The organism is Streptomyces sp. NPDC030296 (genome assembly GCF_055572815.1).
The window spans coordinates 757,457-781,936 of the sequence record NZ_JBVICQ010000002.1; the positions used below are offsets into that span (position 1 = coordinate 757,457).

22 protein-coding genes and 1 tRNA gene are annotated in these 24,480 nt (G+C 72.0%); 13 read left to right on the forward strand and 10 right to left on the reverse strand.

Annotation, left to right across the window (positions count from 1 at the left end):
• Positions 1-46: 46 nt before the first annotated feature.
• Positions 47-385 carry an antibiotic biosynthesis monooxygenase family protein gene (locus tag ACZ4Z3_RS07295; protein WP_055712713.1) on the forward strand — a complete coding sequence of 113 codons (339 nt, stop codon included), beginning with the start codon at positions 47-49 and terminating at the stop codon, positions 383-385.
• 114 nt (positions 386-499) lie between these two features.
• Here the strand turns inward: ACZ4Z3_RS07295 and ACZ4Z3_RS07300 are convergent, their stop codons facing one another.
• Both ACZ4Z3_RS07300 and ACZ4Z3_RS07305 read right to left on the reverse strand, forming a co-directional pair.
• Positions 500-1,165 carry an HAD family hydrolase gene (locus ACZ4Z3_RS07300; RefSeq protein ID WP_468500083.1) on the reverse strand — a complete coding sequence of 222 codons (666 nt, stop codon included), beginning with the start codon at positions 1,163-1,165 and terminating at the stop codon, positions 500-502.
• Positions 1,166-1,332: 167 nt separating this feature from the next.
• Positions 1,333-1,914 carry a TMEM165/GDT1 family protein gene (locus tag ACZ4Z3_RS07305; protein ID WP_390952478.1) on the reverse strand — a complete coding sequence of 194 codons (582 nt, stop codon included), beginning with the start codon at positions 1,912-1,914 and terminating at the stop codon, positions 1,333-1,335.
• Positions 1,915-2,463: 549 nt separating this feature from the next.
• Between ACZ4Z3_RS07305 and ACZ4Z3_RS07310 the strand changes: the two genes are divergently transcribed.
• From ACZ4Z3_RS07310 to ACZ4Z3_RS07330, 5 genes are all read left to right on the forward strand, one after another.
• A complete protein-coding gene (locus ACZ4Z3_RS07310; RefSeq protein ID WP_468500084.1) occupies positions 2,464-3,108 on the forward strand; it encodes an HNH endonuclease family protein in 645 nt (214 codons plus the stop codon).
• Positions 3,109-3,250: 142 nt separating this feature from the next.
• The gene (locus ACZ4Z3_RS07315; protein WP_468500085.1) at positions 3,251-4,900 is read left to right on the forward strand and encodes an alkaline phosphatase D family protein; all 1,650 of its coding nucleotides are present in this window, start codon (positions 3,251-3,253) and stop codon (positions 4,898-4,900) included.
• A 202-nt stretch (positions 4,901-5,102) separates the two neighbouring features.
• Positions 5,103-7,109, forward strand: coding sequence for an FAD/NAD(P)-binding protein (locus tag ACZ4Z3_RS07320; protein ID WP_468500222.1), 2,007 nt, complete (start codon positions 5,103-5,105; stop codon positions 7,107-7,109).
• Between the two features lie 83 nt (positions 7,110-7,192).
• Positions 7,193-7,645: a DoxX family protein gene (locus ACZ4Z3_RS07325; protein WP_468500086.1), complete on the forward strand. Its 453-nt coding sequence runs from the start codon at positions 7,193-7,195 to the stop codon at positions 7,643-7,645.
• Between the two features lie 311 nt (positions 7,646-7,956).
• Entirely contained in the window at positions 7,957-8,568 is a 612-nt protein-coding gene (locus tag ACZ4Z3_RS07330; protein ID WP_055713971.1) for a DedA family protein, read from the forward strand.
• A gap of 121 nt (positions 8,569-8,689) precedes the next feature.
• Here ACZ4Z3_RS07330 and ACZ4Z3_RS07335 read toward each other — a convergent pair whose 3' ends face one another.
• Complete coding sequence (locus ACZ4Z3_RS07335; RefSeq protein WP_107465942.1) at positions 8,690-8,920, reverse strand: DUF2277 family protein; 231 nt, start codon at positions 8,918-8,920, stop codon at positions 8,690-8,692.
• A gap of 158 nt (positions 8,921-9,078) precedes the next feature.
• Here ACZ4Z3_RS07335 and ACZ4Z3_RS07340 point away from each other — a divergent pair, with 158 nt between their 5' ends.
• The gene (locus ACZ4Z3_RS07340; RefSeq protein WP_468500087.1) at positions 9,079-9,990 is read left to right on the forward strand and encodes a ketopantoate reductase family protein; all 912 of its coding nucleotides are present in this window, start codon (positions 9,079-9,081) and stop codon (positions 9,988-9,990) included.
• Positions 9,991-10,086: 96 nt separating this feature from the next.
• On the opposite strand, the gene ACZ4Z3_RS07345 is transcribed toward ACZ4Z3_RS07340, so the two are convergent.
• Positions 10,087-11,016 carry a LysR family transcriptional regulator gene (locus ACZ4Z3_RS07345; RefSeq protein ID WP_468500088.1) on the reverse strand — a complete coding sequence of 310 codons (930 nt, stop codon included), beginning with the start codon at positions 11,014-11,016 and terminating at the stop codon, positions 10,087-10,089.
• A gap of 115 nt (positions 11,017-11,131) precedes the next feature.
• On the opposite strand from ACZ4Z3_RS07345, the gene ACZ4Z3_RS07350 reads away from it, so the two are divergent.
• Positions 11,132-11,485, forward strand: a complete 354-nt coding sequence (locus ACZ4Z3_RS07350) for a hypothetical protein (protein WP_468500089.1) — start codon at positions 11,132-11,134, stop codon at positions 11,483-11,485.
• 69 nt (positions 11,486-11,554) lie between these two features.
• On the opposite strand, the gene ACZ4Z3_RS07355 is transcribed toward ACZ4Z3_RS07350, so the two are convergent.
• Positions 11,555-11,626 (reverse strand) — tRNA-Val (locus tag ACZ4Z3_RS07355).
• A 183-nt stretch (positions 11,627-11,809) separates the two neighbouring features.
• Here ACZ4Z3_RS07355 and ACZ4Z3_RS07360 point away from each other — a divergent pair.
• From ACZ4Z3_RS07360 to ACZ4Z3_RS07370, 3 genes are all read left to right on the forward strand, one after another.
• Complete coding sequence (locus ACZ4Z3_RS07360; protein WP_468500090.1) at positions 11,810-12,586, forward strand: DUF4097 family beta strand repeat-containing protein; 777 nt, start codon at positions 11,810-11,812, stop codon at positions 12,584-12,586.
• Positions 12,587-12,699: 113 nt separating this feature from the next.
• Positions 12,700-14,148 (forward strand): hypothetical protein, encoded by a 1,449-nt coding sequence (locus tag ACZ4Z3_RS07365; protein WP_468500091.1) that lies wholly within the window; start codon positions 12,700-12,702, stop codon positions 14,146-14,148.
• Between the two features lie 84 nt (positions 14,149-14,232).
• A complete protein-coding gene (locus ACZ4Z3_RS07370; RefSeq protein WP_468500092.1) occupies positions 14,233-14,859 on the forward strand; it encodes a DUF4383 domain-containing protein in 627 nt (208 codons plus the stop codon).
• A gap of 24 nt (positions 14,860-14,883) precedes the next feature.
• On the opposite strand, the gene ACZ4Z3_RS07375 is transcribed toward ACZ4Z3_RS07370, so the two are convergent.
• The 3 genes from ACZ4Z3_RS07375 to ACZ4Z3_RS07385 form a co-directional block, all read right to left on the reverse strand.
• Complete coding sequence (locus ACZ4Z3_RS07375; RefSeq protein ID WP_468500093.1) at positions 14,884-16,023, reverse strand: amidase domain-containing protein; 1,140 nt, start codon at positions 16,021-16,023, stop codon at positions 14,884-14,886.
• A gap of 106 nt (positions 16,024-16,129) precedes the next feature.
• Entirely contained in the window at positions 16,130-17,419 is a 1,290-nt protein-coding gene (locus ACZ4Z3_RS07380; RefSeq protein WP_468500094.1) for a polysaccharide deacetylase family protein, read from the reverse strand.
• Between the two features lie 46 nt (positions 17,420-17,465).
• Complete coding sequence (locus ACZ4Z3_RS07385; protein ID WP_468500223.1) at positions 17,466-19,595, reverse strand: transglycosylase domain-containing protein; 2,130 nt, start codon at positions 19,593-19,595, stop codon at positions 17,466-17,468.
• 501 nt (positions 19,596-20,096) lie between these two features.
• On the opposite strand from ACZ4Z3_RS07385, the gene ACZ4Z3_RS07390 reads away from it, so the two are divergent.
• Positions 20,097-20,321 (forward strand): FmdB family zinc ribbon protein, encoded by a 225-nt coding sequence (locus tag ACZ4Z3_RS07390; RefSeq protein WP_079054728.1) that lies wholly within the window; start codon positions 20,097-20,099, stop codon positions 20,319-20,321.
• A gap of 85 nt (positions 20,322-20,406) precedes the next feature.
• Positions 20,407-21,111, forward strand: a complete 705-nt coding sequence (locus ACZ4Z3_RS07395; RefSeq protein WP_468500095.1) for a DedA family protein — start codon at positions 20,407-20,409, stop codon at positions 21,109-21,111.
• Between the two features lie 29 nt (positions 21,112-21,140).
• Here ACZ4Z3_RS07395 and ACZ4Z3_RS07400 read toward each other — a convergent pair whose 3' ends face one another.
• Positions 21,141-21,959 carry an HAD family hydrolase gene (locus tag ACZ4Z3_RS07400; RefSeq protein ID WP_468500096.1) on the reverse strand — a complete coding sequence of 273 codons (819 nt, stop codon included), beginning with the start codon at positions 21,957-21,959 and terminating at the stop codon, positions 21,141-21,143.
• Complete coding sequence (locus tag ACZ4Z3_RS07405; RefSeq protein WP_468500097.1) at positions 21,959-24,433, reverse strand: phosphoribosyltransferase; 2,475 nt, start codon at positions 24,431-24,433, stop codon at positions 21,959-21,961. Before ACZ4Z3_RS07405 ends, ACZ4Z3_RS07400 begins: the two co-directional genes overlap by 1 nt.
• Positions 24,434-24,480: the final 47 nt, after the last annotated feature.

Sequence of the window (24,480 nt, forward strand, 5' to 3'; positions counted from 1 at the left end):
GGGGTCGGCGCCCACCCCCGTGCACCCCGTGATGCAGGATGACCCCATGAGCATCGTCAAGATCAACGTCCTCACCGTCCCCGCGGAGCAGCGCGAGGTGCTGGAGAAGCGGTTCGCCTCTCGTGCCGGGGTGGTGGAGAGTTCCGACGGGTTCGAGTGGTTCGAGCTGCTGCGGCCCGTCGACGGCACCGACAACTACCTCGTGTACACCCGGTGGCGCGACGAGGCGTCGTTCGAGGCGTGGATGGAGGGCCCGATGAAGCAGGCCCACCAGGGCGGCGGCGACCAGCCCCCGGCCGACCGCCCCAAGCCGGCCGCGTCCGCCTCCACCGTCTGGTCCTTCGAGGTGGTCCAGCAGACGGGCCCGAAGAACACCGGGGCCTGACAACCACCGCCCCGCGCCCCGTCCGGGGCGCGGCGGCCGCTTCCAGCCGGTGGCACGGCGGTCGCTCCATGCGGTGGCACGGCGGTCGGTCCATGCGGTGGCACGGCGGTCGGTCTAGCCGATGCGCAGCCTGACCAGCCCGGCGTCGCCCGTCTCGACCCGTACCGAGCGGAGATCGGGCACCACGACGTCCGGCCCGTGGGCGGCCGCGCGCGATCCGATGCCCACGACGCGCATGCCGGCGGCGTGGCCCGCCCGGATGCCCGCCTCGGAGTCCTCGAAGACGACGCAGTCCTCGGGGGCGATGCCCAGTTCGGCGGCGCCCTTCAGGAATCCCTCGGGGTCGGGCTTGCTCGCGCCGACGGACTCGGCGGTGACCCGGACGTCGGGCCGGGCCAGCCCGGCGGCGGTCATCCGCGCGGTGGAGAGGGGAACGTTCGCGGAGGTCACCAGCGCGTGCGGCACTCCGCCGGCGGTGAGGGACGCGAGGAACTCCGGCGCGCCCGGGATCGGGACGACCCCGTCCACGTCGGCCGTCTCCTCCTCCAGCATTCGCGCGTTGTCCGCGTAGTTCTGCTCCATGGGCCGGTCCGGCAGGAGGACGGCCATCGTGGCGTATCCCTGGCGTCCGTGGACCACCCGCATGACCTCGGTGCCGTCGAGCCCGTTTCGCTCGGCCCAGCGCCGCCAGACCCGCTCGACCGCGGCGTCCGAGTTGACGAGGGTGCCGTCCATGTCGAGCAGGAAGGCGCGGGCGGTCAGAACGGTCGTGGCCGGCATCGGCAAGCTCCAGGGCGCGGGAACGCGGGAAGGGGCCGGGCGCCGGAGGCGGCCGTACGGCCCCGTGGAAGGACAAGGCGGCCCCGCCCACCGGTCAGGGAATGCGGGCGGGAGCCACTTTGTTCCTCCACGGTACAAAACAACGGGGTCGACCGCCACCCCCTTCGTCATCCCGTCACGGCTTCCCACAAACTCCACACACCGAGCCCCGTCATCAGCACGGCCGCGATCTGCGTGATCAGCTTCAGCGGCACCCTCTTCATCAGCGCCCGGCCGCCGACGATCCCGAGCCCGGCCACGGCCCACAGCGCGAGGACGGCCCCGAGACCCACGGAGAGCGGGTCGTCGTACCGCGCCGCGAGGTTCGCCGTCATGATCTGGGTCAGGTCACCGAACTCGGCGACGAGGATGAGCATGAAGCCCGCGCCGGAGACCTTCCAGAAGCTCTGGTTCTCGGGCCTGCGGATCTCCTCCTCGTCCTCGTCCTTCTTCATGAGCAGCACCGCCGCGCCGCCCAGGAACAGCACACCGGTCAGCGCGTGCACGATCTGCTGGGGCAGCAGGGTGAGGACGCTGCCCGCGGCGACCGCCAGCGCGACGTGCACGGCGAAGGCCGCGGCGACGCCGGCGAAGACGTACGAGGCGCGGTAACGGGTGCCGAGGACGAGGCCGGCGAGCGCGGTCTTGTCGGGGAGCTCGGCGAGGAAGACGACGCCGAAGACGAGCGCCGTGACACTGAAGCTGATCAAGGGTCCTCAATCGGTCGGGCTGCCCCACCGAGAGAAACCGTCCACTGACGCGACACCTCGGCACGGCAGCACACGTTCACCCGTGCGGGGTCGCACGGGTGTGCACTGCTTGCCGAAGGTCTCGCTGGCGGGCCCCTTGTCGATGACCCGCTCCGGGCGCCGGCTCAGACGAGCTGAGCAGTATGTCGACGGTCCCGGCGAAGAGCTACTCCCCTTCTGCGGGACCCATGGTACGCGACGCGGCGTGGGGGACTCGGGGCCGCCCTTCGGGTGCGGGCGGCCCGCCCTTCGGCCGAAAAGCACGGGGCGCAGCCCCGGACGCCTTTCAGGGGCGCGGGGAACTGCGCGAGAAACCACGACGCACCCGCACCCGCCGACGCACACGGACCCCCGAGCCGGAAGGCGCCCCCGCACCAATCCCCACCGCACCCCTTGTCGTGTCATGCGCACGTCATTAACTTCTCACCCGACGCTCATCCGCCGGCAACACGGCACCGCGACCCTTCAATCGCTCGCGCCCCAAACCCCCCGGCCCCACAAGGAGTTCCCATGCGCAGGTTCTACGCGCGTCGACGGCTCAGCATACTCACCGCGCTCAGCGGACTCATAGCCTCCGCCGCGCTCTTCAACGCCCCGACCGCCTCCGCCGCCCTGCCCACCCCGGTCAGCGCCGCCACGGCCCGCAGCTACCTGGCGAGCCTCACCGTGGCCACCGAGGACCGCACCGGCTACAGCCGGGACCTGTTCAACCACTGGATCACCATCAGCGGCAGCTGCAACACCCGCGAGACGGTCCTCAAGCGGGACGGCACGAACGTCGTCACCGACTCCGCCTGCGCCTCCACCAGCGGCAGCTGGTACTCCCCTTACGACGGCGCCACCTGGACCGCCGCCTCCGACCTGGACATCGACCACCTCGTGCCGCTGGCCGAGGCGTGGGACTCCGGGGCCGACAACTGGAGCAGCTCGCTGCGGCAGCAGTTCGCCAACGACCTGACCCGCCCGCAGCTCATCGCCGTCACGGACAACGTGAACCAGGCCAAGGGCGACCAGGACCCCGCCACCTGGATGCCGTCGCGCACCGCGTACCGCTGCACGTACGTCCGCGCCTGGGTCCAGGTGAAGTACTACTACGACCTGTCGGTGGACTCCGCCGAGAAGAGCGCCCTCAACGGCTACCTCGCGAACTGCTGACATACCCGGCGCGCTCCAGGTGACCCGGAACCTCTCCGACCTCCTCCGTCGTTGCGTACCGTACGGGGCGACGGAGGAGGGTGGCCCGCAGGGACACAGTCCCCCAGGGGCCTCCGACCAGAGAGGGAGCGGGTGATCGCCGATGGCGGAACTGCGCCTTGGCCCACTGCTGAGATACGTGGACGGTTCGACCGCGACCGTCTGGGTCGAGACGAGCCGCCCCTGCACGGCCGAGGTGCGCTGCGCCGGCGGCGGGGGCGGCACGGCCCGCACCTTCCAGATCGCCGGCCACCACTACGCGCTGGTGCCGGTGACGGGCCTGACCCCGGGCACGGTGTCGTCGTACGAGGTCCTCCTCGACGACTCCCCGGTCTGGCCCCTGCCCGACTCCCGTTTCCCGCCCTCCGAGATCCACACCCCGGCCGGCGGCGACCCGGTCCGTGTCGCCTTCGGTTCCTGCCGCTGGGCCGCGCCGCCCCACGGCGACCCCGACCCGGTGGGCCCGGACGCCCTGGACGCGCTGGCCTCCCGTATCGCCGCCGGGGCGGGCGACGAGCGCCCCGACGTCCTGCTCCTCCTCGGCGACCAGGTCTACGCGGACGAGACCTCCAAGGCCACCCGCGCCTACCTCGCCTCCCGCCGCGACCTGCGGAAACCGCCGGGCGCGCAGGTCACCGACTACGAGGAGTACACCCACCTCTACTACGAGTCCTGGCTCGACCCGGGCATCCGCTGGCTGCTGTCCACCGTGCCCACCTGCATGATCTTCGACGACCACGACGTCATCGACGACTGGAACACCAGCGCGTCCTGGCTCGCCGACATGCGGGACACCCCCTGGTGGCAGGAGCGCATCCTGAGCGGACTGATGTCGTACTGGGTCCACCAGCACCTCGGCAACCTCACCCCCGCCGAACTGGCCGCCGACCCGGTCTACGCCGCCGTACGCGCCGTCCCGGACGGTACGGACGTCCTGCGCGCGCACGCCACCGAGGCGGACCGGGACCCGGCCTCGGTCCGCTGGAGCTACCGGCGGGACTTCGGACGCGTCCGCGTGCTGATGCTCGACAGCCGGGCCGCGCGGGTCCTCGACGAGGCCAACCGGTCGATGCTGGACGCGGGCGAGGCCGCCTGGCTGCGGGAGCAGGCGCTGGACGACCCCGGCTCGTGCGACCACCTCCTCATCGGCACCTCGCTGCCCTGGTTGCTGCCGCACCTGGTGCACGGGGCCGAGGCGTGGAACGCGGCGCTGTGCCAGGGCGTGCGCGGGCAGCGCTGGGCGCGGTTCGGGGAGAAGGTGCGGCGGGCGGCGGATCTGGAGCACTGGGCCGCGTTCCCGGAGTCCTTCGAGGCGCTGACCGCGCTGACGGCCGAGGCCGGCTCGGGGGACGGCGCCCCGGCGACCGTACTGGTGCTCTCCGGAGACGTGCACCACGCCTACATCGCCCAGCCGTCCTGGCCCGCCGACGCCCCCGCCGTGCCGGACGCCCGCGTTCTGCAGCTCACCTGCTCCCCGGTCCACAACTCCGTCCCCCTGTCCATGAAGCTGGGCTTCCACTTCGGCTGGAGCCGGGTCGGGCGGGCGATCGGCCGGTGGCTCGCACGGCACGGGCGGGGCGGGCGGCCGTCCATCGACTGGCACAGGGCGGGCGGCCCCTGGTTCGGCAACCAGCTCATGACCCTGACGCTGCGCGGCCGTTCTGCCCGGCTGCGGTTCGAGCAGGCACGGGCCCGACAGGGCGGGAAGGCCCGGCTGGAGACGGTCACGGAGTCGGTAATCACCCCCCAATAGCGCCATTGGGCACGGTTGCCACCCCTGTTGTCCGGGATGCGCGTGAGGCATCCCACACCGGGTGCCCTGAAGGGTTTCAGGGCTCCGTTCGCGTGCCGTCCGACGGCATGATGAGGCGGACCGTCCGCTTCCTCTCGGGCGGTCCGCCGCACCGCGCCCCACGGTGTGCCCCACACGCACGGGAGTTACCCCCTTGTCCGAGTTGCCAGGGAACAGTGACATCGGCGTCGCTCTCGTCGGCGCCGGCCCCCGCGGCACCAGCGTCCTGGAACGCCTCTGCGCCTCAGCACCCGAACTGCTGCACCCCGGGATCCGGTTGACCGTCCATGTCGTCGACCCGGCCCCGCCGGGTCCCGGCCAGGTGTGGCGCACCGCCCAGTCCCCGCGGCTGCTGATGAACACCGTGGCCTCGCAGGTCACCCTCTTCACCGACGAGAGCGTGGACTGCTCGGGTCCGATACGCCCGGGGCCGAGCCTTTACGAGTGGGCCGCCGACCGGGCCGACCCCGGCGGCCCTCCCGCGCCCGGCCCCGACGACTATCCGACCCGCGCCCAGTACGGCCGTTACCTGGAGTGGGTCTTCGCCGAGGTGGTGCGGGGCGCGCCGCCCGCGATCCGGGTACGGACGCACCGGACCCGCGCGGTCCGTCTCGACGACGCGCCCGACGGCAGCCAGCGCCTCACCCTCGCCACCGGCCACGTCCTCGCCGACCTCGCCGCCGTGGTCCTCGCCCAGGGCCACCTGCCCACGGTCCCGGACGAGGCGGAGCGCCGTACGACGGCGCACGCCGCCCGGCACGGTCTGCGCCACCTCCCGCCCGCCAACCCGGCCGACCTCGACCTCTCCTCCCTCGCCCCCGGGGAACCGGTCCTCCTGCGCGGACTCGGCCTCAACTTCTTCGACCACATGGCCCTCCTGACGACGGGCCGGGGCGGCCGCTTCGTGTACGACCGGGAGGAGGGCGAGCGGGACGAGGACGAGCCGGAGCCGGGCGCCCGGCGGCCCCGGTCGCCGCGCTACCTCCCCTCGGGCCGCGAGCCCCGCCTCTACGCCGGCTCCCGGCGCGGAGTGCCGTACCAGGCGCGCGGCGACAACGCCAAGGGTCCCTACGGCCGCCATGTGCCGCTGGTCCTGACCCCCGAGGTGATCGCCGGCTTCCGCAAGCGCGCCGACTCCGGGGAGGCACCGGATTTCCTCGCTGAGATATGGCCGTTGGTGGCGAAGGAGGTGGAGACGGTCTACTACGAGGCGCTGAGGCGGCGCCCGGGCGAGGCGGCGACGAGCGGGCAGGCGGCGGGCGAGCGGACTGCGGGCGACGACACCTTCCGTGAGCGGTTCCTGGCCGCCCCGCACCGCAGCCGCCAAGAGGCCGCGGTCCTCGACGAGTTCGGGGTGCCCGAGCGTGACCGCTGGTCCTGGGAGCGCGTCTCGCGCCCGTACGCGGGGCTCGTGTTCCCGGATCCGGGGGCCTGGCGGACCTGGCTGCTCGCCCACCTCCGCGAGGATGCCGCGCGGGCCGCGCTCGGCAATGTGGCGGGCCCGGAGAAGGCCGCGCTGGACGTGCTGCGGGACCTGCGCAACGAGCTGCGCCTGATCGTGGACCACGGCGGGCTGACCGGCGACTCCCGCCGGGAGCACCTGGACCGCTGGTACACCCCCCTGAACGCCTTCCTCTCCATCGGCCCGCCCCGCAGCCGTATCGAGGAGATGACCGCCCTGATCGAGGCGGGCGTCCTGACGGTCCTCGGCCCCGGCCTGGAGGTACGCCAGGACGACGGCGCCTGGCTCGCCCACTCCCCCGAGGTGCCGGGCTCCGACGTCCGGGTCACCACGCTCGTCGAGGCACGGCTGCCCGAACCGGACGTTCGCCGGACGGCCGACGAACTGCTCGCCCGGCTGCTGCGGGAGGGCGCGTGCCGCCCGCACCGGGTGGACGGGCACGAGACGGGCGGGCTGGACGTGACATCTCGCCCGTATCACCTGATAGATCGTCATGGGGTGCCGCACGAGAGGCGGTTCGCTCTCGGCGTGCCGACGGAGGGGGTGCACTGGGTGACCGCCGCGGGAGCCCGACCTGGCGTGGATTCGGTCACTCTTTCGGACGCGGACGCGGTGGCACGAGCCGTTCTACGCGCGGTAACGGGGGGAAAATCCGACCAAGCGGAGGTAAGGACCTGGCCAGATGTTGAACTTGTAACCATCGAGTAGCAGTGCATAACTGGAGTGACCCGCCGGTAATCCCGTCCCCACCGGTCCCTCCGGACCGGGTGATACCGAAGGAGTCACCCCACATGACCGGACGCCTCAACAGCGCCCAGCCATATGTCCTCGGGTTGTTCCGCATCGTCATCGGACTGCTGTTCACCTGCCACGGTGCCAAGAGCCTCTTCGGCCTCCTCGGCGGCGTCGACGGCCAGGGCGGAACCGCCGCCACCGGAGCCTGGCCGGGCTGGTACGCGGCCGTCATCGAACTCGTCGGCGGCAGCCTGGTCCTCCTCGGCCTCGGCACCCGCTTCGCCGCGTTCATCGCCTCGGGCGCCATGGCCTACGCGTACTTCAAGGTCCACCAGCCTGAGGCCCTGTGGCCCGTCCAGAACAACGGCGAGCTAGCGGCCCTCTACTGCTGGTCCATGTTCCTCCTGGTCTTCACCGGCTCCGGCGCGCTCGGACTGGACAGGTTCATCGCCAAGCGCTCGACGGCCCAGAACAGGGAGGCGGGGAAGAGGGAGCCGGTGGCGGCCTGACCGACACAGACACCGACACCGAGGCCGATACCGACATCGAGGCCGCGCCCGGCCGCCGGGGCGCCACACGCACCCGGCGGTCGCGCACACTCCCGAGTCCGCGCACCTCTCCTCCTCGGCTCCCCTCCCCGCCCGGCACTCCCTCTGCTCCCCGGCCCGCCCCCGGCTGCTTCCGGTCGTACGAACCGCCTCTGATGAACCGTCCGTGACGGACACATGAGCCCCTGTGGGCCTTCTGTCGTACCCGGGGCGTACGCTGTTCGGCTATCACGGGATCACCGTGATGTCGGGGGACAACAGGAGAGTGCTCGGTGCTTGAGAGTCTGGGCTGGCTGACCGCCGGCCCATGGATCTACGCCGTCGTGGCCGCGTCCATCGTGCTGGACGTGTTCCTCCCGGTCCTGCCGAGCGGTGTCCTGGTCGTCGCGGCGGCCACGGCTGCCGCGGCGGAGACGGCGGCGGGCGCGATGCCCCGCGACGTCCCCGACGTCCTCGTCCTGATCCTCGCGGCGGCCACGGCGTCCGTCCTCGGCGACCTCGTGGCGTACCGCCTGGCGTGGGCGGGCAGTGCGCGGCTGGACCGCGCGATCGCCCGGTCCCGGCGCCTGACCACCGCGCAGGAACGTCTCGGCGCGGCGCTCGCCCGGGGCGGCGGCCTGCTGGTCGTCATCGCCCGCTTCGCCCCCGCGGGCCGCTCGGTCGTCTCCCTCGGCGCGGGCGCCGCCCGTCACCGCGCCCGCGACTTCCTCCCCTGGTCCGCGCTGGCGGGCCTCGCTTGGGCCGGCTACAGCGTCGCCCTCGGCTACCTCGGCGCCCACTGGCTGGGCCCCACCTGGCTCGCAGCGGCGGTCTCCCTGGCCGCCCTCTTCGGCGCGGGCGCGGCGGCGGCGTACTTCATGCGGCACCCGCGGGCCGCCGGCTGAGGGCCGGCGGACCCGAACGGGTCATGGCGCCGTGGTGCGGGCGTCGCACCCACCCGGCCCGCCGCACCCACCCGGCCCGCCGCACCCACCCGGCCGGCCACACCCACCCGGCCCGCCGCACCTACCCGGCCCGCCGGGCCGCGGCGCCGCGTACCTCCAGCCCTGCCAGCAGCTCCGCGGTGGCGGCCGCGACGGCCTCCACCGCGTGATCGAACACCTCACGGTTGTGGGCGGCGGGCGCGCGGAAACCGGACACCTTGCGGACGTACTGCAGGGCGGCGGCCCGGATGTCGTCCTCGGTGGCTTCCTCGGGGATCGCGGGCGGTCGCAGAGTCTTGATGCTTCGGCACATGAGCCCAGTCTCCCGCGCGGGCTCCAGTCTCACCTCGACATGAAGCAAAAGCTTGGGTTTCGGCAAGTTTCCCCGAGGATTGACTCCACCCTGCCCCTTTGTGATCATCACGGAGGCCGCCGGCCGGCCGACGAGGACGACGCAGAGACGAGGGGACCATGTCGACGAACGAACGGCTCACCGTGGCGGTGCTCGGACCCGGCGGGGTGGGCGGCCTGCTCGCCGCGCTCCTCGCCCGCGCGGGCAACCGCGTCATCTGTCTGGCGGGGGACGAGACGGCCCGCGCCCTGGACAAGGACGGCATCAGCGTCACCAGCACCCGCTTCGGCGACTTCACCGCCCGCGTGGAGACCGCCGCCGAACTGCGCGAACCGGTCGACGCGGTCCTCCTCACCGTGAAGCACACCACCCTCGGCCCGGCCCTGGACCGCCTCCCCGCGTCGTCCCTGATCCCCGGCACCCTCGTCGTCCCGTTCCTGAACGGCGTCGAACACCCGGCGGCCCTGCGCGCCCACTACGGCGACACCGCCCACGTCGCCCCGGCGACCATCCGTGTCGAGTCCACCCGGGTCGCGCCGGGCGTCATCGCGCACGGCAGCCCCTTCGCGGAGGTCGACCTGACCGGCGACGAGGCCCCCGCCGACCGCCTCAACTCCCTCGCCGGGGCCCTGGAATGGTCCGGCATCGCCACCCGCGTACTGCCCGGCGAGACGGCGGTGCTGTGGGCGAAGATGTCGTTCCTGGCCCCGTTCGCCCTGCTGACGACCCGCTACGGCCTGCCCCTGGGCGAGATCCGCACCCGTCACCGCGAGGAGCTGACCGCCCTGGTGGAGGAGACGGCGGCGGTCGGCGCGGCGGTCGGCGCGCCCGTGGACCCGGCCGAGGCGGTACGCCGCTACGACGCCTTCCCGCCCGCCACCAAGTCGTCGATGCAGCGCGACGCCGAGTCCGGCCGCCCGCTCGAACTGGACGCGATCGGCGGCGCACTGCTCCGCGCCGCCGAACGCCACGGCGTACCGGCCCCGGTGGCGGCGAGGGTGGTGGCGGACCTGAGGGCGGCGGGCCACTGAGCCGCCCGCCACGGCCCCGCAGCACCGCACCCCCGGCCGCCCAACCTCTGGCCGCTCCGCTCCCGCCGCTCACCCCTGCCCCCTCAGTTCTCCCCCTCACCCCTCGGACGCCGGCCGCACCGCCCCTCCCACGCGTACCGCGTGCCGGGCGACCGTGTCGGCGAAGGCCCGGGCCGGGGGTGAGAGCGCGTCCCACCGCCGTACCGCCCAGCCGACGGTCAGCGGCGGCAGGTCGGGGACCGGGACGAAGCGCAGACCGGGGTGGCCGGGGCCGGTCCAGCCGGGCAGGGCGGGGACGACGGCGTGGCCGACCCCGAGTTCGGTGAGGAGGATCGCGGTGTCCCAGTCGGCCACCCCGGCACCGGACGGGCCGGTCTTTATGCCCAACTCCCGGTAGGCGGCGTCCAGATGGGCGTACGAGGTGGAGTTCTCCGGCAGCCCGATGAGCCGCATCCCGTCCAGCTCCCCGGCGTCGATCCGCTCCCGCCCGGCGAGTTCGTCGTCGGCGCGTACGGCGAGCACCCAGGGGAGTTCGACGACGGCCCGCTGTTCGATGCCGCGGACGGCGGGCCCGAGGGTCACCCAGGACAGGTCGAGGTCGCGCGCCGGATCACCCAGCGCGTCGACGCAGCCGGCGCTGGACCGTACGGTCTGGAACTCCAGTCCCACGTCCGGGTACGACCGCCGGAAGTCGACGATGCCCTGCGCCATGAAGTGCCGCACGGTCGTGCCGCCGGTGGCGATCCGTACGACGCCGCCGTCGCCCCGCACCATCTCGGCGAGCCGCCGCAGGGCGAGATCGAGCCCGGTGATCCCCTCGGCCGCGGCCTCCTGGAGCACCCGCCCGGCCCGCGTGGGCACCACACCGCGGGCCTGCCGTTCGACCAGCCCGACCCCCACCTCGCGCTCCAGCCGCCGCACATGCTGACTCACCGCCGACTGCGTACAGCCCAGCTCCCGTGCCACCGCACTGAGACTCCCGGCCCGGCACACGGCGACGAAGACACGCAGATCATCGAGGGTCATGGAGGAAGAAGATACCGAAGAACCCCAAGGGAGAGCTTGGAGGTCCGAGTGACACGACCCTCGAAGCGGAAGAAGGAACTCGCATCACAAATTCGAACAGGCGTAGCATTGCCGTGTGGCTAAGACCTATGACTTCCCCAGTGACCTCCTCGCCGGCCAGGAGGAGCTGCATCAGGTCCGGGCCGAGCTCCTGGCGCTGCTGAAGCGGCTGCCCTGGTCCGTCGAGCCCCTGGACGGTTTCAGCGACGACAAGGGCTGGCGCCGGATAGAGCGCCCCGCCTCCCCCGGCTGGACACCCGACGAACAGGCCGAGGTGGAGAAGCTCCGCGAACGCGAACGCGAACTGGCGGTGTTCGTCAGCTGCCACCGCTTCTGGGCCGAGCTGGCCACAGAGGAACGCGTCACGGCCCGGAGCCTGTTGAAACACGCCCGCGAGACGACGAAGGAGCCCCCTCAGGACGGTGCCTGACGAGAAAAGGCCCCCCGGAGGATGCTCCGAGGGGCCGTCACAGGGCCGTTCACCTGGCCCTGTCGTCGGTGGGCGCGGACGGTTTCGAACCGCCGACATCCTGCTTGTAAGGCAGGCGCTCTACCCCTGAGCTACGCACCCGAGTACGAGTCGACAGCCTACATTGCCGTGGGCTGTGCCCCGCAAACCGTTAACCGGGGGTTATCCCCACCCCTGATCCGGGAGCGGCCCGGATCCCCCCGAGGACCGCCGCTCCGTACGGTCGGAACACGCTCGGCGGATGCCGGCGGACATGGGAAAGACCGGCCCCAGGGGGAGATCGTCATGGCTCGTACGGCTCGCAGGTCACGCACGGGAACGGTGGCCGTCGCCGGGCTCGCCGTCGCGCTCATGGCGTCCGTCGCCGCGTGCGGTGCGGACGCCGGGGACGACCGGGAGCCGGAGCACCGGGCCTTCGCGCTGGAGGGCCGTACGCTCACCGTCGACTCGGACGACTCGGCGCTGGAGCTGGTCGCGGCGGACGTGGACGAGGTCGAGGTGACCCGGTGGTTCGAGGGCCGGGTCGTGGTCGGCGGGGACCCGCGGGTGACGTGGGAGATGGCGGACGACCGGCTGAAGCTGCGGCTGAAGTGCTCCGGTATCGTCGCGGACTGCTCCGCCAGGCACCGCATCGAGGTGCCGCGCGGCGTGGCCGTCGTCGTGGAGGACGGGGACGGGAGCGTGCGCGCGAAGGGGTTCACGCAGTCGCTGAAGATCCGGACCGCTGACGGCGCGGTACGGGTCAGCGACAGCAGCGGCCCCCTGGAGATGCACAGCGACGACGGCTCGGTGCACGCGCTCGGCGTAGAGTCGCGCAGCGTCCGGGCCAGCACGAACGACGGCTCGGTCAAGCTCGAACTCGGCGCGGTGCCCGACCTGGTGGAGTCCCGCAGCGACGACGGCTCCATCACCATCGGGCTGCCCCGCGAGGCCTCGTACCGGGTGACGACCGGGAGCGACGACGGTTCCGTGGCCGTGTCCGTGCCCCGTGACGCCGGCAGCTCCCATGTGGTGAAGGCCCACACCGAGGACGGCTCGGTCACCGTACGGAGCGCCGGCTGACCCCTCGGCCCCGCCCCGGCTATTTCGTCCCTGAACCGATCAGCCCGTGTTTTCGTCCTTGACCGGTGGGAGAATGGCACCGGTCAGGGCGGATGACAGCACGGGAGAGGGATGTGACGGCGACACCAGCAGAGCCGTACACGCCGATTGTGCCCAGCGCACGACAACCCCACAGCCGTGCACCACGACGAGCAGCCGGCCCCGCGCGTCAGCGGCCCGGCCGGCCCCGCTCCCCCCGGCGCTCCGCCGCCCGCGACTGCCTGCTGCTCCTCGGCCTGCCCCTGCTCGCCGCTCTGGCGCTGCCCGCCGCGTTCGCCGGGGGCGGGACCCGGCGGTGGTTCGGCGGGCGGGCGGAAGGGCAGCGGGCCGAGGCGCAGGCGGCGAAGGACGCGGCGGCGGCCGCGTTCTACGAGCTGGACACCGCCCAGCGCGACCTGCGGATCTCCATAGAGACCATCACGGCGGTGGACGACTCCCCCGCCGCCCGCCAGGCGGTCTCCGGCTTCGAGGCGCTCGGTCGGCGGATCGACGAGGTCAGCGGCCGGTACATCGCCGCCGTCGACGCCCATGATCTGGACCGGGACGACCTGGAGGCGTCCGCCGCCGCCCGCGCCCGGACCGAGCTGACCGCCGCCAAGGACGAGCTGGGGCGGGCCAAGCAGGAGCTGGACCGTTTCGCCGAGGGGCTGGGCCCGCTGCTCGGCAAGGCCGAGACGCAGCTGGCCCGGCTCGCCCCGGCCGTGGAGCGCGCCCGGCAGGGCCTGCTCGCCGCCTCCAACGCCCTGGACGGCGTACGGGAGTCGGGGCTGAAGGCGGACGACCTCGCCGCGCGGCTCGCGGCGCTCGCGCCGGAGCTGACCAAGCTCAACCAGGGGGCCGGCCGGCACGGCGTGGCGGAGACGCTGGAGCGCGCCGACCGGGTCGTGCGGGAGGCGGAGGCGGTACGGGCGGAGGCCGAGCGGCTGCCGGAGAAGGCCGCCGAGATCGACCACCGGCTGGTGTCGCTGCGGACCCGCGCGGAGGCGCTGGGCACCCGGGCGGGGCAGGTGCCGCAGATGCTGAGCGAGCTGCGGCGCAGATTCGTGGCGGCCTGCTGGCAGGACCTCCAGCAGGTGCCGGACCAGGCCGCGGCCGACGTCGAGCAGGCGCAGCTGAAGCTGCGTGAGGCGCGTGCCGCGCGTGACGCGCAGCGCTGGCCGGACGCGACGGCGCTGCTGTCGACCGTGCGGGCGCTGCTGAACCGGACCGATGAGGCGGTCTCCGCGGCGGGCGACCGGCTGCGGCGGCTGAACGCCGTGCAGAAGGACCCCCAGCAGGAGATCGATCGCACCCGGTTCGCCATCCGTGACGCGCAGCGTCTCGCCATGGCGGGCCGTTCCACGCCCGATCCCCGGCACGCCCGCCCGCTCGACGACTCGGTGGCCCGGCTGGACCGCGCGGTCGCCACGCTGGAGGGCCGGCACCCCGACTACTGGCACTTCCTGACCGAGACGGAGTCCGTACGGCAGACGGTGTCCCATGTGGTCGACCAGATCCGCAAGGAGCGCGGCGGGAGCGCCTGAGGGGCGGGGCCGGTTTGCCCGCCGGGGCACCCCGGCGGATGCTGAAGGGGTACGGAGGCCTCCGCTCACGCCTAGGAGGCGGATATGGCCACGCATGCCACGCACCCCGTGCGGTCCCAGGGCAAGCACGCGGGTCCCCGGCGGCGGATCAAGATCGACGAGCATCTTCCCGTCGACCACCGGCTGAACCGCGTCTACCGGTTCGGGGCGGGCCTGATGGGCCTGTTCCTGGTCGCCTTCGGCATCCTCGGCCTGATCGACAAGGTCGGCTGGTTCGACACGCGCGGCGACCAGGTCGCGGGGCTGAACACGAACGGCACGCTGAGCGTCCTGTCGATCGCGGTGGGGCTGCTGCTGCTCGTCGGCATGGTGATCGGCGGCAACTTCGCCTCCACCCTGAACATGACGCTGGGCGTCCTGTTCATCCTGAGCGGCTTCGGCAACATGGCGCTGCTGGACACCGACTCCAACTTCCTCGCGTTCCGCATCCAGAACGTCCTGTTCAGCTTTGTCGTCGGCGTCCTGCTGATGACGTTCGGGATGTACGGCAGGGTCGGCTCGGCGCTGCCGCACGACAGCCCGTACTGGCGGGCCCGGCATCCGGCCCAGGCGGAGCGGGAAGACCGGGTGCGGGCCGAGGCCGAGGAGGGCAGACGGAAAAGGGCCGACGCCCTCACCGAAGGCGGAGAGGGCGCCGGCACGGGCTCCTGAGAGGCCCGACGGGAGTCGGCCCGCTCAGGTGCGGTACGCGTAGTAGTACGCGTTCGGGTACGAGGCGATGATGCTCGCGACCGAACGGCGGTAGGTGTCCGCGTCGTGGTACGTCAGGTACGGCACACCGCTGGAGCTGCGGAAGGTCACCATCATCGAGTGGTCCTTGTCGCCGTCCCGGTTGAAGTCGACCTGGAGCACGTCGCCGATGTCCATCTGGTAGACGTTGGCGAGCGGGGTGGTGCGCTTGGCGGTCTGGGTGAACCAGGACCACTCGTTGACACCGATCCACGCGTCGGCCGTGCCGTTCGAGGCGTAGTACCAGGTGTCGTACTCCTCGGGCGTCACCTTGGAGATCTGCTGCCAGCCGCCCGCCAGGAGGCCCTGGCTGAGGTAGTTGGTGCAGTCGCCGCCCATCGAGTTGTACTTGCGGTACGCCGGGTTGTAGTTCTTCCAGTACTTCTCGGTGTACGCCACCATCGCCCGGTAGTTGTACTTCCCGCCGTTGATCGTCTTCGGCGCGGAAGGAGCGGGCCAGCTGGTGGCGGCCTTCGGGGCCTGGTGGACGGCCATGGGCGTACGGCTCAGCTTGGCGTCCGCGGCCGGGGCGACGGGGTCGTTGATGCGCTGGGCGCCGCCGTCCGTGCCCTTCATGGCGGTCAGTTGCCACGTGCCACCGGACGCCGTGAAGGTGAGCTGGTGGTGCGCCTCGAAGCCCGTGGAGGCGGGCTCGTCGCCGCGTATCTTCTTGTACTTCAGGCTCGTACGCTCGGTGATCTTCACCGTGGCCTTCGTGCCCTTGACCTTGGTGCTGTCGACGGTGACCGCGGTGTCGGCCGAGGTGTAGGCCTCGCCCAGGGCCGCGAGACGCGCCTTGGTGGCGCGCAGGGCGCTCAGCTTGCCGTCCTCGACCTTCTTCTGGGCGCTGGACAGCTTGACGCCGCCGGTGGGCTTCAGCGACTTGCGGGCCGCCCCACCACCGACGAGCACGGCCGTGCGGTCGGTGATCACGTTGTCCGCGACCCGCCCGAACGCGTCCTTGGTCGCCTTCGTGACCTTGGGCGTCGACCCGGCGGCCTGCGCGGCGGTCATCGGCAGCAGCGCGGTGGCCAGTACGGCCGCCGCGACGGTCGAGCCTGCGAGGCTCAACGTCCTTGATCTCACTGCATTCTCCTTGCCCCCGAGTTGGTCGTACCCGGGGTCCGAATCTTTACATGACCTCCTCAAGCGAAGTAGGTCGGGGGGAATAACAAGTCGGAGAACGGGAAGACTATTTGACCACTGTCGCCCAGTCCGGCGACTGGCCCGGGTCCAGATTGCGCAGGTTCGCCAGCGTCGACGGCTTCTGTACGTCCATCCAGTCGGCCAACTCCTGGAAGGACACGCACTTCACGTCCTTCTTGGTGCAGACGGTCTTGATGATCTCGTCGACGGCGTTCATGTAGATGCCGCCGTTCCACTGCTCGAAGTGGTTGCCGATGAACAGCGGTGCGCGGCTGCCGTAGTAGACGCGGTTGAAGCCGGACATGTAGGTGTCGATGGTCTCCCGCTGCCAGGTCGGGTACATCGCCGGGTCACCGTCGGTCTTGCCGTCCGACTGGTTGTAGAGGAAGTTGAAGTCCATCGACAGCGCCTGGTACTCGTCGTTGAACGGGAGCATCTGCAGCGGGAAGTCCCAGACGCCCTCCTTCTTGGCGGGCCACACCTGGTAGGCGCCCGGGGAGCTGGCGTCGTAGCGGTAGCCGAAGCCCTTGACCGCCTTCAGCAGGTTCTTCTGCCCCTCCAGGCAGGGCGCGCGGCCGCCGGTGACGGCCTTGACGTCGAAGGGCAGCGGGTCCATGTCGGTGAAGCCGGTGTTGGTCTTCCAGTTCGCCAGGAAGGAGTTGAACTCCTCGATCTCCTGCTTCCACTCGGCGACGCTCCAGTCGCCGCCGCCCTTGGCGCCGCAGAAGTGGCCGTTGAAGTGGGTGCCTATCTCGTTGCCCTCGCGCCAGGCCTCGCCGAGTTCCTCGATGGTGGTGCGGATGTGGTCGTCGGTGGGGTAGCTGATCGCGGCGGAGCCCTTGTCGTGCTGCGGCGGGTCGTAGAGGTTCCTCTTGTCCTTCGGCAGCAGGTAGATGCCGGTGAGGAAGAACGTCATGTGCGCGTTGTAGCGCTTCGCCATCTGCCGGTAGTGATCGAAGAGGTTGTCGTCTCCGGCCAGGGCGCCGTCCCAGGAGAACACGACGAACTGCGGGGGCTTCTCGCCCGGCTTGAGCGGTACGGCCTTCAGCTGCCCCTTCTGCGGGCCGGTGTACGAGGTGGAGCCGTCCCCGATGACCTTGGTCCTGCCGTCCCACTTGGGTTCGGCCTTCTTGGCGGAGTCGCCCTTGCTGTCCCCGCCACCGGAGGACGACGCGGTCGGCGCGGTACTGGTCGTACGGTTCAGCACCATGTAGCCGCCGACGAGGGAGGCGACGACGAGCAGCGCGGCCAGGGTCAGGAACTGCGGCCGGGTGGTGCGGCGGGGCTGACGTGCTTTGCGGCGGCGCCCCTTGTGTGACTTGCTGCCAGGCTTCATGTGCGGCTCATTCTGCGAGGGTTGCGGGTCGGGTGCTCATCCGGCGTCAGCCGACGCTCGTCGCACGGGACCAGATGTCGTAGGGCACGCCGGATCCGGGGGTTCCGGCGATGCCGTCGAGCCGCAGCGGCTCCAGGCTCTTGGACAGGTCGATCCGGTACAGGACGACCGCGGTCGACACCTTCTCCGCCGTGCCGACGTACCAGGCGGCCTTGTCGTCCTGGGTCGTCCCGCCCTTGCCCGCGACCTCGTAGGAGGCCGCGCCCGGCGAGGCGGGGTGGTCGCTGCGGAAGGCGTCCGTGAGTGCTTCGGTGACCTGCCGGGCCACCTCGGCGCCCACCGCCCGCTTCGGCTTGGGTGTGGACATCCCGACCTTGGATCCGTTGTGGGTGATCTTGCGCACCGAGTACGGCTCGGTGTGCCGGCCGTCCGCGGCGAACGTGCTGTAGCCGCTGGCCATGCGGATCGCGCTGGGGGTGGCGCTGCCGACGGACAGGGCGGGCACCTGCGCCCCGAAGCTGGACGACAGCAGTCCGGCCGCCTCGGCGGTGGAGCGCACCTTGTCCAGGCCGGTGTCCATGCCGAGCTGCATGAACGGGGAGTTCACGGACTTGGCGAGCGCGTCGTGCAGGGTGATCTGGCCGTAGGACCGCTTGCCGTCGTTGCGGGCGCGGACCCGTTTGCCGTTGCGGTCCCAGTAGGGGCCCTCGGGCGTGGTGACGACGACCCCGTCGTCACCGTTGTAGAGCGTCTGCGGGGTGACAGGTGTCGACCGGCCGTCGCGTTCCTTGACGACGCCGTGTTCCAGGGCGGCGGCGTAGACGAACGGCAGGAACGCCGAGCCGGACGGGACGGTGGTCGCGTTGGACTCGTTGTAGCCCTGTCTGCGGTGGTCGGGGCCGCCGTAGACGGCGAGGATCCGTCCGTCGGCGGCGACGGAGGACGCTCCGAAGTGGGCGGACTTCGCCTTCTTGGGGTTGTCCTTCGCGACGTCCTCGCGGGCCTTGGTGACGGCGGCGGTCAGCTCGGTCTGCCGCTTGCGGTCGAAGGTCGTGTAGATCTGGTAGCCGCCCATGTCGAACTCCTGGTCCGGTATGTTCGCGGCCTTCTTCGCGTACTGGGCGGCCAGCTCCACGAGGTAGTCGCTCTGCTTGCCGGTGTCGTACTGGTTCGACTGCTTCAGCGGCTCGGGGAACTTCTGGTACGTGGCGCGCTCGGCCTTGGAGAGCTTGCCGAGGTCGACCATCCGGTCCAGGATCCACTCCCAGCGCACGACGGCCCGGGCGTGGTTGGACCGGCTGAGGGAGGGGTCGTACAGGCCGGCGCCCTTGAGGAGGGAGGCGAGGAAGGCGGCCTCGCTCGCGTTCAGCTCGCTGACGTCCTTGCCGTAGTACGCCTGGGCGGCCCGCTGGATGCCATAGGTGCCGCGGCCGAACCAGCTGGTGTTGAGGTAGCCCTCCAGGATCTCGTCCTTGCTCATCTGGTTGTCGAGCTTGATGGCGATCATCGCCTCGTCGAACTTGCGGCTGAGCGAGCGGTCCTGGGTCAGATAGACGTTCTTGACGTACTGCTGGGTGATCGTCGAACCACCCTGGGTGTCACCCTCACCCACGGTGCGCACCAGGGCCCGCGTGATACCGCTGAAGGATATGCCGGGGTCGGAGTAGAAGCTCGCGTTCTCCGCCGCGAGGACCGCCCAGCGCACGTCCTCGGGGACGTCCTTCAGCGGCATCGCCTGGCGCCGCACCCAGCCGGTACGGGCCATCGGTGTGCCGTCGGACCAGAAGTACACATTGTCCTGCTGGGTGGCGAAGGTGTTGAGGTCCTCGGGTATGTCCGTGGCGGCGTAGGCGATGGTCAGCAGCATGGTGCTGAATCCCACCGCGAGCCCTCCGGCGCCCAGCGACTGCCGCCAGGACGGCACCCAGCGCCGCCAGTCGGTACGGCCGGGGCGCGGGTACTGCGGGCGTATTCGGCGGGCATACGGGGCCAAGGGGGCGAGGCGCGGGCCCACGGCGGCCAGGAATCTGGCGCGAAACGACGGCCGGGCCGCCTTGCGCCTGTCCCGCCTGCCGCCCGTCGCCGACTTCTCGGGCCGGCTGTCGAGCATGCCCGGTTCGAGCACGCGCAGCTGCATGGTCTCGTCGGCCGGCGGGGGCGGGGCCTTGAGCTCCATGGTCTCGTCCGCCGGCGGGGGCGGCGCCTTCAGCTCCATGGTGAACTCGGACTCCGGGAGCCCCTGCTCCCGGCGCTCCTGTGCCGCCCCCCGGCGGCGGCGCATACGGCCCTCTCCTTCAGCACTGCCCATGGCGCGCTCCGCTGCGGGGACGGCTCATGTGCTGCGCGGCGACGATCCGGCGGAACGCGGCAACCTTTCGCCCGCCCACGGCGACATAGCGACCGGGGGACGTGACTCCCGATCGACACAGGACAGCGGTCATGACTGTCCCCCCTCCCACTTGGCATCGCCCGCGTGGACCGTCACAGCCGCCACACCCGCGGCTGTGAGTCCCCCGGCCCCCCGGTCCCCCGGCCGTCCGGTCTCCACACAGCGACCACAAATTATCAGTCACTTTCACAACCGCCCCGGTCGGCAGCGTGAAAATTTGGCCAGTGTGACCGACCCGTCGAAAACAAGTCCTGCTGACGGCGGCCCGCGGCCGGATAGCCTGAGCACATGCCTCGCTACGAATACCGCTGCCGGACCTGCGGCGACACCTTCGAACTGAGCCGCCCGATGGCAGAGTCGTCCGCCCCCGCGGACTGCCCCTCGGGTCACCAGGACACGGTCAAGCTCCTGTCGACGGTCGCGGTGGGCGGCTCGGCCTCCGCTGCCGCCCCCGCGCCCCGGGCGGGCGGCGGCGGGGGCGGGGGATGCTGCGGCGGCGGATGCTGCGGTTGATCACACTGGGTTCAACGGCCTCCGGCCCGGGAGCGTTCATCCGAACCTCAGGCTCCCTTCAGCTTCGTTCCCCTAGCCTGCGCCCATGACAGCCATGCAAGCGGAGTCGATGAGCGGCGCACCCCTGTGGATCATAGGCCTGATGGATCTGCTGGGGGCACCGGGGGCCGGTCTGGCCGTCGCCCTGGAGAACCTCTTCCCGCCGATCCCCAGCGAGGTCGTGCTCCCTCTCGCCGGCTTCGCCGCGAGCACCGGCCGGATGGACCTCTACGCCGCGCTGCTGTGGACCACGGCGGGCTCCGTCATCGGCGCCCTCGCCCTGTACGGCGTGGGCGCCCTCCTGGGCCGCGACCGCACCCTGGCGATCGCCGCGAAGCTGCCCCTCGTCAAGGTCTCCGACGTGGAGCGGACGGAGGCGTGGTTCCTCCGGCACGGCACCAAGGCGGTCTTCTTCGGCCGGATGATCCCGGTCTTCCGCAGCCTGATCTCGGTCCCCGCGGGCGTCGAACGCATGCCCCTGCCCGTCTTCACGCTCCTCACCACCCTGGGCAGCGCGATCTGGAACACGCTCTTCGTGCTGGCCGGCTACTTCCTGGGCGCCAACTGGACCGAGGTGACGGCGGTCGTCTCGACGTACTCGAAGATCGTCCTGGCGGCCGCCGCGCTGGCCGTGCTGGTCTTCGTGTCGCTCCGCCTCCTGAAGAAGGGCAACACCAAGGGGGCGCGGGGAACCGCGCGCTCGACCACCGACGACCGGCAGCCCGCGGACCGCGGCACCCCCACCCCCTGACCGGACGACGCCCGGCGACGCCCCTCGCGTCACCCTTCCCGCGCGGCCCGGAGGAACTCCCGCAGGATCCGCTCCCCGGCCATGACCCCCCGCTCCGGCAGCGCCGTGATCGTCGGCCCAGACCAGGCCGCGTCCGCCAGCTCACCGTGCCCCGGCCGCCACGCCCGGTCCGCCGCCAGCAGCAGATCCGCGTCGAGCAGCGAGTCGCCCGCGGCCACCGTCAGCTGGGCCCCGGTCCGCCGCGCGACCTCCCGCATCGCCGCGCTCTTCGTCAGCGGCTTCGGCACGGCGTACAGCTTCCGGCCCTGGAGCGACACCGTCCAGCCCCGGTTCTCCGCCCACACCGCGAGCCCCTTCACCCACTCCTCGGGCAGCAGCTCGCGCTCGACGACGAGATAGACGAAGAGGTCCTCGGCGATGCGGTGCTTGCGCACCCAGGTCGGGTCTGCGGTGGCGGCGAGATGGTCCCGGACCTCCTCCAGCGGCGCGCACTCGTCCGCGAGCCGCGCGGTCACGCCCGCGTACCAGTCGGGGTCCGAGACCCCGTCGACCAGCAGATGCCCGCCGTTCGCGCAGATCGCGTAGGTCGGGGTGGGCCCGGGCAGATTGATCCGCTGGTACTGCTTGCGGGTCCGGGTCGTCGTCGGTACGAACACCGCCGCGTCCCCCAGCTCCGTGAGCAGCCCGGCCGCCGTCTCGGTCAGGTACGACAGGGGCTTGTTCTCGTGCACCTCGACGGTGAGCAGCCGGGGCGCCCGCGCGTCCGGCATGGTCAGCGCGAGCGCGGCGGTCGAGTAGATGAGCGTACGGTCGAGATCGCTGGCGACGAGCACACGGGGGCCGGGCATCAGACCGTCACCGCCTTGCCGTCGGCGCCGGTCGCGCCCCGTGTGTACTTGGGGTGGATCAGTCCCACACAGGTGTACGGCAGCTCCGCCACCTCTTCCACCGGTACCCCTCTCTGTTCGGCGAGCAGGCGTACGTGGTCGAGGTCCGCTCCCGCCCCGGCCCGCGCGAGGATCTTCCACGGTACCCGGCGCAGCAGCACCCGGGTGGTCTCCCCGACACCGGGCTTGACCAGGTTGACGTCGTGGATCCCGTACTCCTCGCTGATCCGTTCGACGGCCGCCCAGCCCTCCCAGGTGGGCGTGCGGTCGGCGGACAGCAGCTCCTTGGTGTGGGCGTCGACCGTGTCGGCGACATCGGCGAAGCGGGCCGAGACGACGTCCAGGAACTCCACGGACACATCGGCGCCGGCCAGCTCGCGGTAGAACTTGGCGCCGTGGAAGTCGTCGGGTCCGACGAGGTCCGCGCGCAGGACGGTCCGCGATATCAGCCCGGAGACGGTGGAGTTGAGGCACGCCGAGGGGATGAGGAAGTCCTCGCGGGTGCCGTAGGTGCGCACGCAGGAGCCGGGGTCGGCGAGCACCGCGATCTCCGGGTCGAACCCGGTGACGCCCTCGGTCCGCTCGAACTCCTCGATGGCGGCGGTGAGTTCGCGGGTGATCGCGCCCTTGCCGGTCCAGCCGTCGACGAACACGACGTCCGCCGGGTCGTGGTGGGCGGCCAGCCACCGCAGCGCGTTGGCGTCGATGCCGCGGCCCCGCACGATCGAGACGGCGTAGTGCGGCAGTTCGACGCCGTGCCGCTGCTGGGCCCACCGGCGCATCAGCACGCCCACGGGCGTCCCGGCGCGGGCGAGCGACACCAGGACGGGGCGCGGGGACCGCTCCGCGAGCACGGTCTCGGTCACGACCCCGACCGCCACGGCGATCCGCTCGGCCGAGGCGTCCAGGGCGCTGTGGAAGAGGGCCTGGTACTGCTCGCTCGGCTGGTACTCGACCGGCAGCGACTCGGCGTAGTGCGCCCCGCCGCTCTGGATGGCCTCCTCCCGCTCCTCGGTCGGCGCCTCCAGGGTCACCTCGGAGAGGTCCTGCAGCAGCCACCCGACCTCCTCGGCCGCATAGGAGGAGAACGCGGGGCCGCGCAGGGGCTCGGGCAGCATGAAGGGCCTTTCGGTGCGGTGCGGGGGCGGCGCCCCGTCCTTGGACGGGGCGGGGGACGGGACGTAGGACGGGACGACCGCGAGGAGGACGGTCGGGGTGTGGGCGGCGAGGGCGGCCAGGAGGCCGTCGTGCGCGTGGAGGGCGGGCGTGTCGGCGGTCGAGTCGACTACGGCGATCACCGCGTCGAAGCCGCCGCCGGCCACGTTGTACGCGTACCGCTCCCCCGGCCCGTCCGCGGGCCCGTCGTGGGCGGGGAAGACGATACGGCTGCGTATCGCGTAGCCGGGGTCGTCGACGGCCAGCACGGGTGACCTCGTGGTGGTGGAGAACCGTGTCTCCACCCCGTCCACCAGCCGCTCCAGCTCCGTCGCCAGCCGCAGCGGCGCGTACATCAGCTCCTCGAAGCCGAGGACCAGCACCCGTCGTGCGCCCTCGGGCAGGGCCCGGGCGAGGCGTGTGGCCATCCCCGGCAGCGCGGCCTCCAGGCGCTCCCGGTGCGCGGGGGCGAAGCCGTGCCGCCCGCCGTCGGGCACGCCCTGGGGCCAGCCCAGCTCGACCCGGCCGACCCACCCCGCGCACACCGGGGCGGCGGGCGCCCCCTCGTGCTCGGCGACCAGCGCCTGCCCCTTCTCCAGCACGCCCTCCGGGAGCCGCACGGTCCCCTTGGCGGTGGTCACCAGGTCGACGCGGGCCCCGATCTCCCGGGCGAAACCGGCGAGCCGCCCCTGGTCCTCGGCCGACCGCATGTCGACCAGGGCCACGACGACGTACCGCTCGCGCGGGTACCGCTCGTGCAGCGCGCGGATGGTGTTGAGGACCGTGTTCCCGGTGGAGAACTCGTCGTCGACGAGGACCAGCGGCCCGGTCCCGGCCAGCAGCTCCGGGTCCTCCGGCAGCAGCAGGTGCGACGTCGCGTGGGAGTGGGACTCCTCGAAGCCGCCGGCCTGGGCGACACCGTCGACGGGCCGCCGGGTGGAGTGGAGGTAGGGCGCGTCGCCGAGCCCGTCCGCGACGGAGTGCCCGAGCCCGGTCGCGGTCTCGGCGTACCCGAGGACGACCGAGGCCCGCGCCCCGTCGGCGCCGAGCAGTTCCCGCACCCGGCGGCCGAGGGCGAACCCGTGCCCGTACACCACGGCCGGCGACTGCGGCACGTGTTTGCCGAGCACGTTCGACACGAGCAGATGCGCCCGCTTGGGGTTGCGCCGCAGCGCGAGCCCCAGCAGACCGCTCAGCTCCTCGTCACCCACCAGCTCGACCCCGAGCCGCTCGGCGACCCAGGTCCCGGACCAGATCGGGTCGTTCACTGCGTTGTTCATCGATTCCTTCGTCGGTTACGACAGGTGCGGGCGGCCACCGCGGGGTG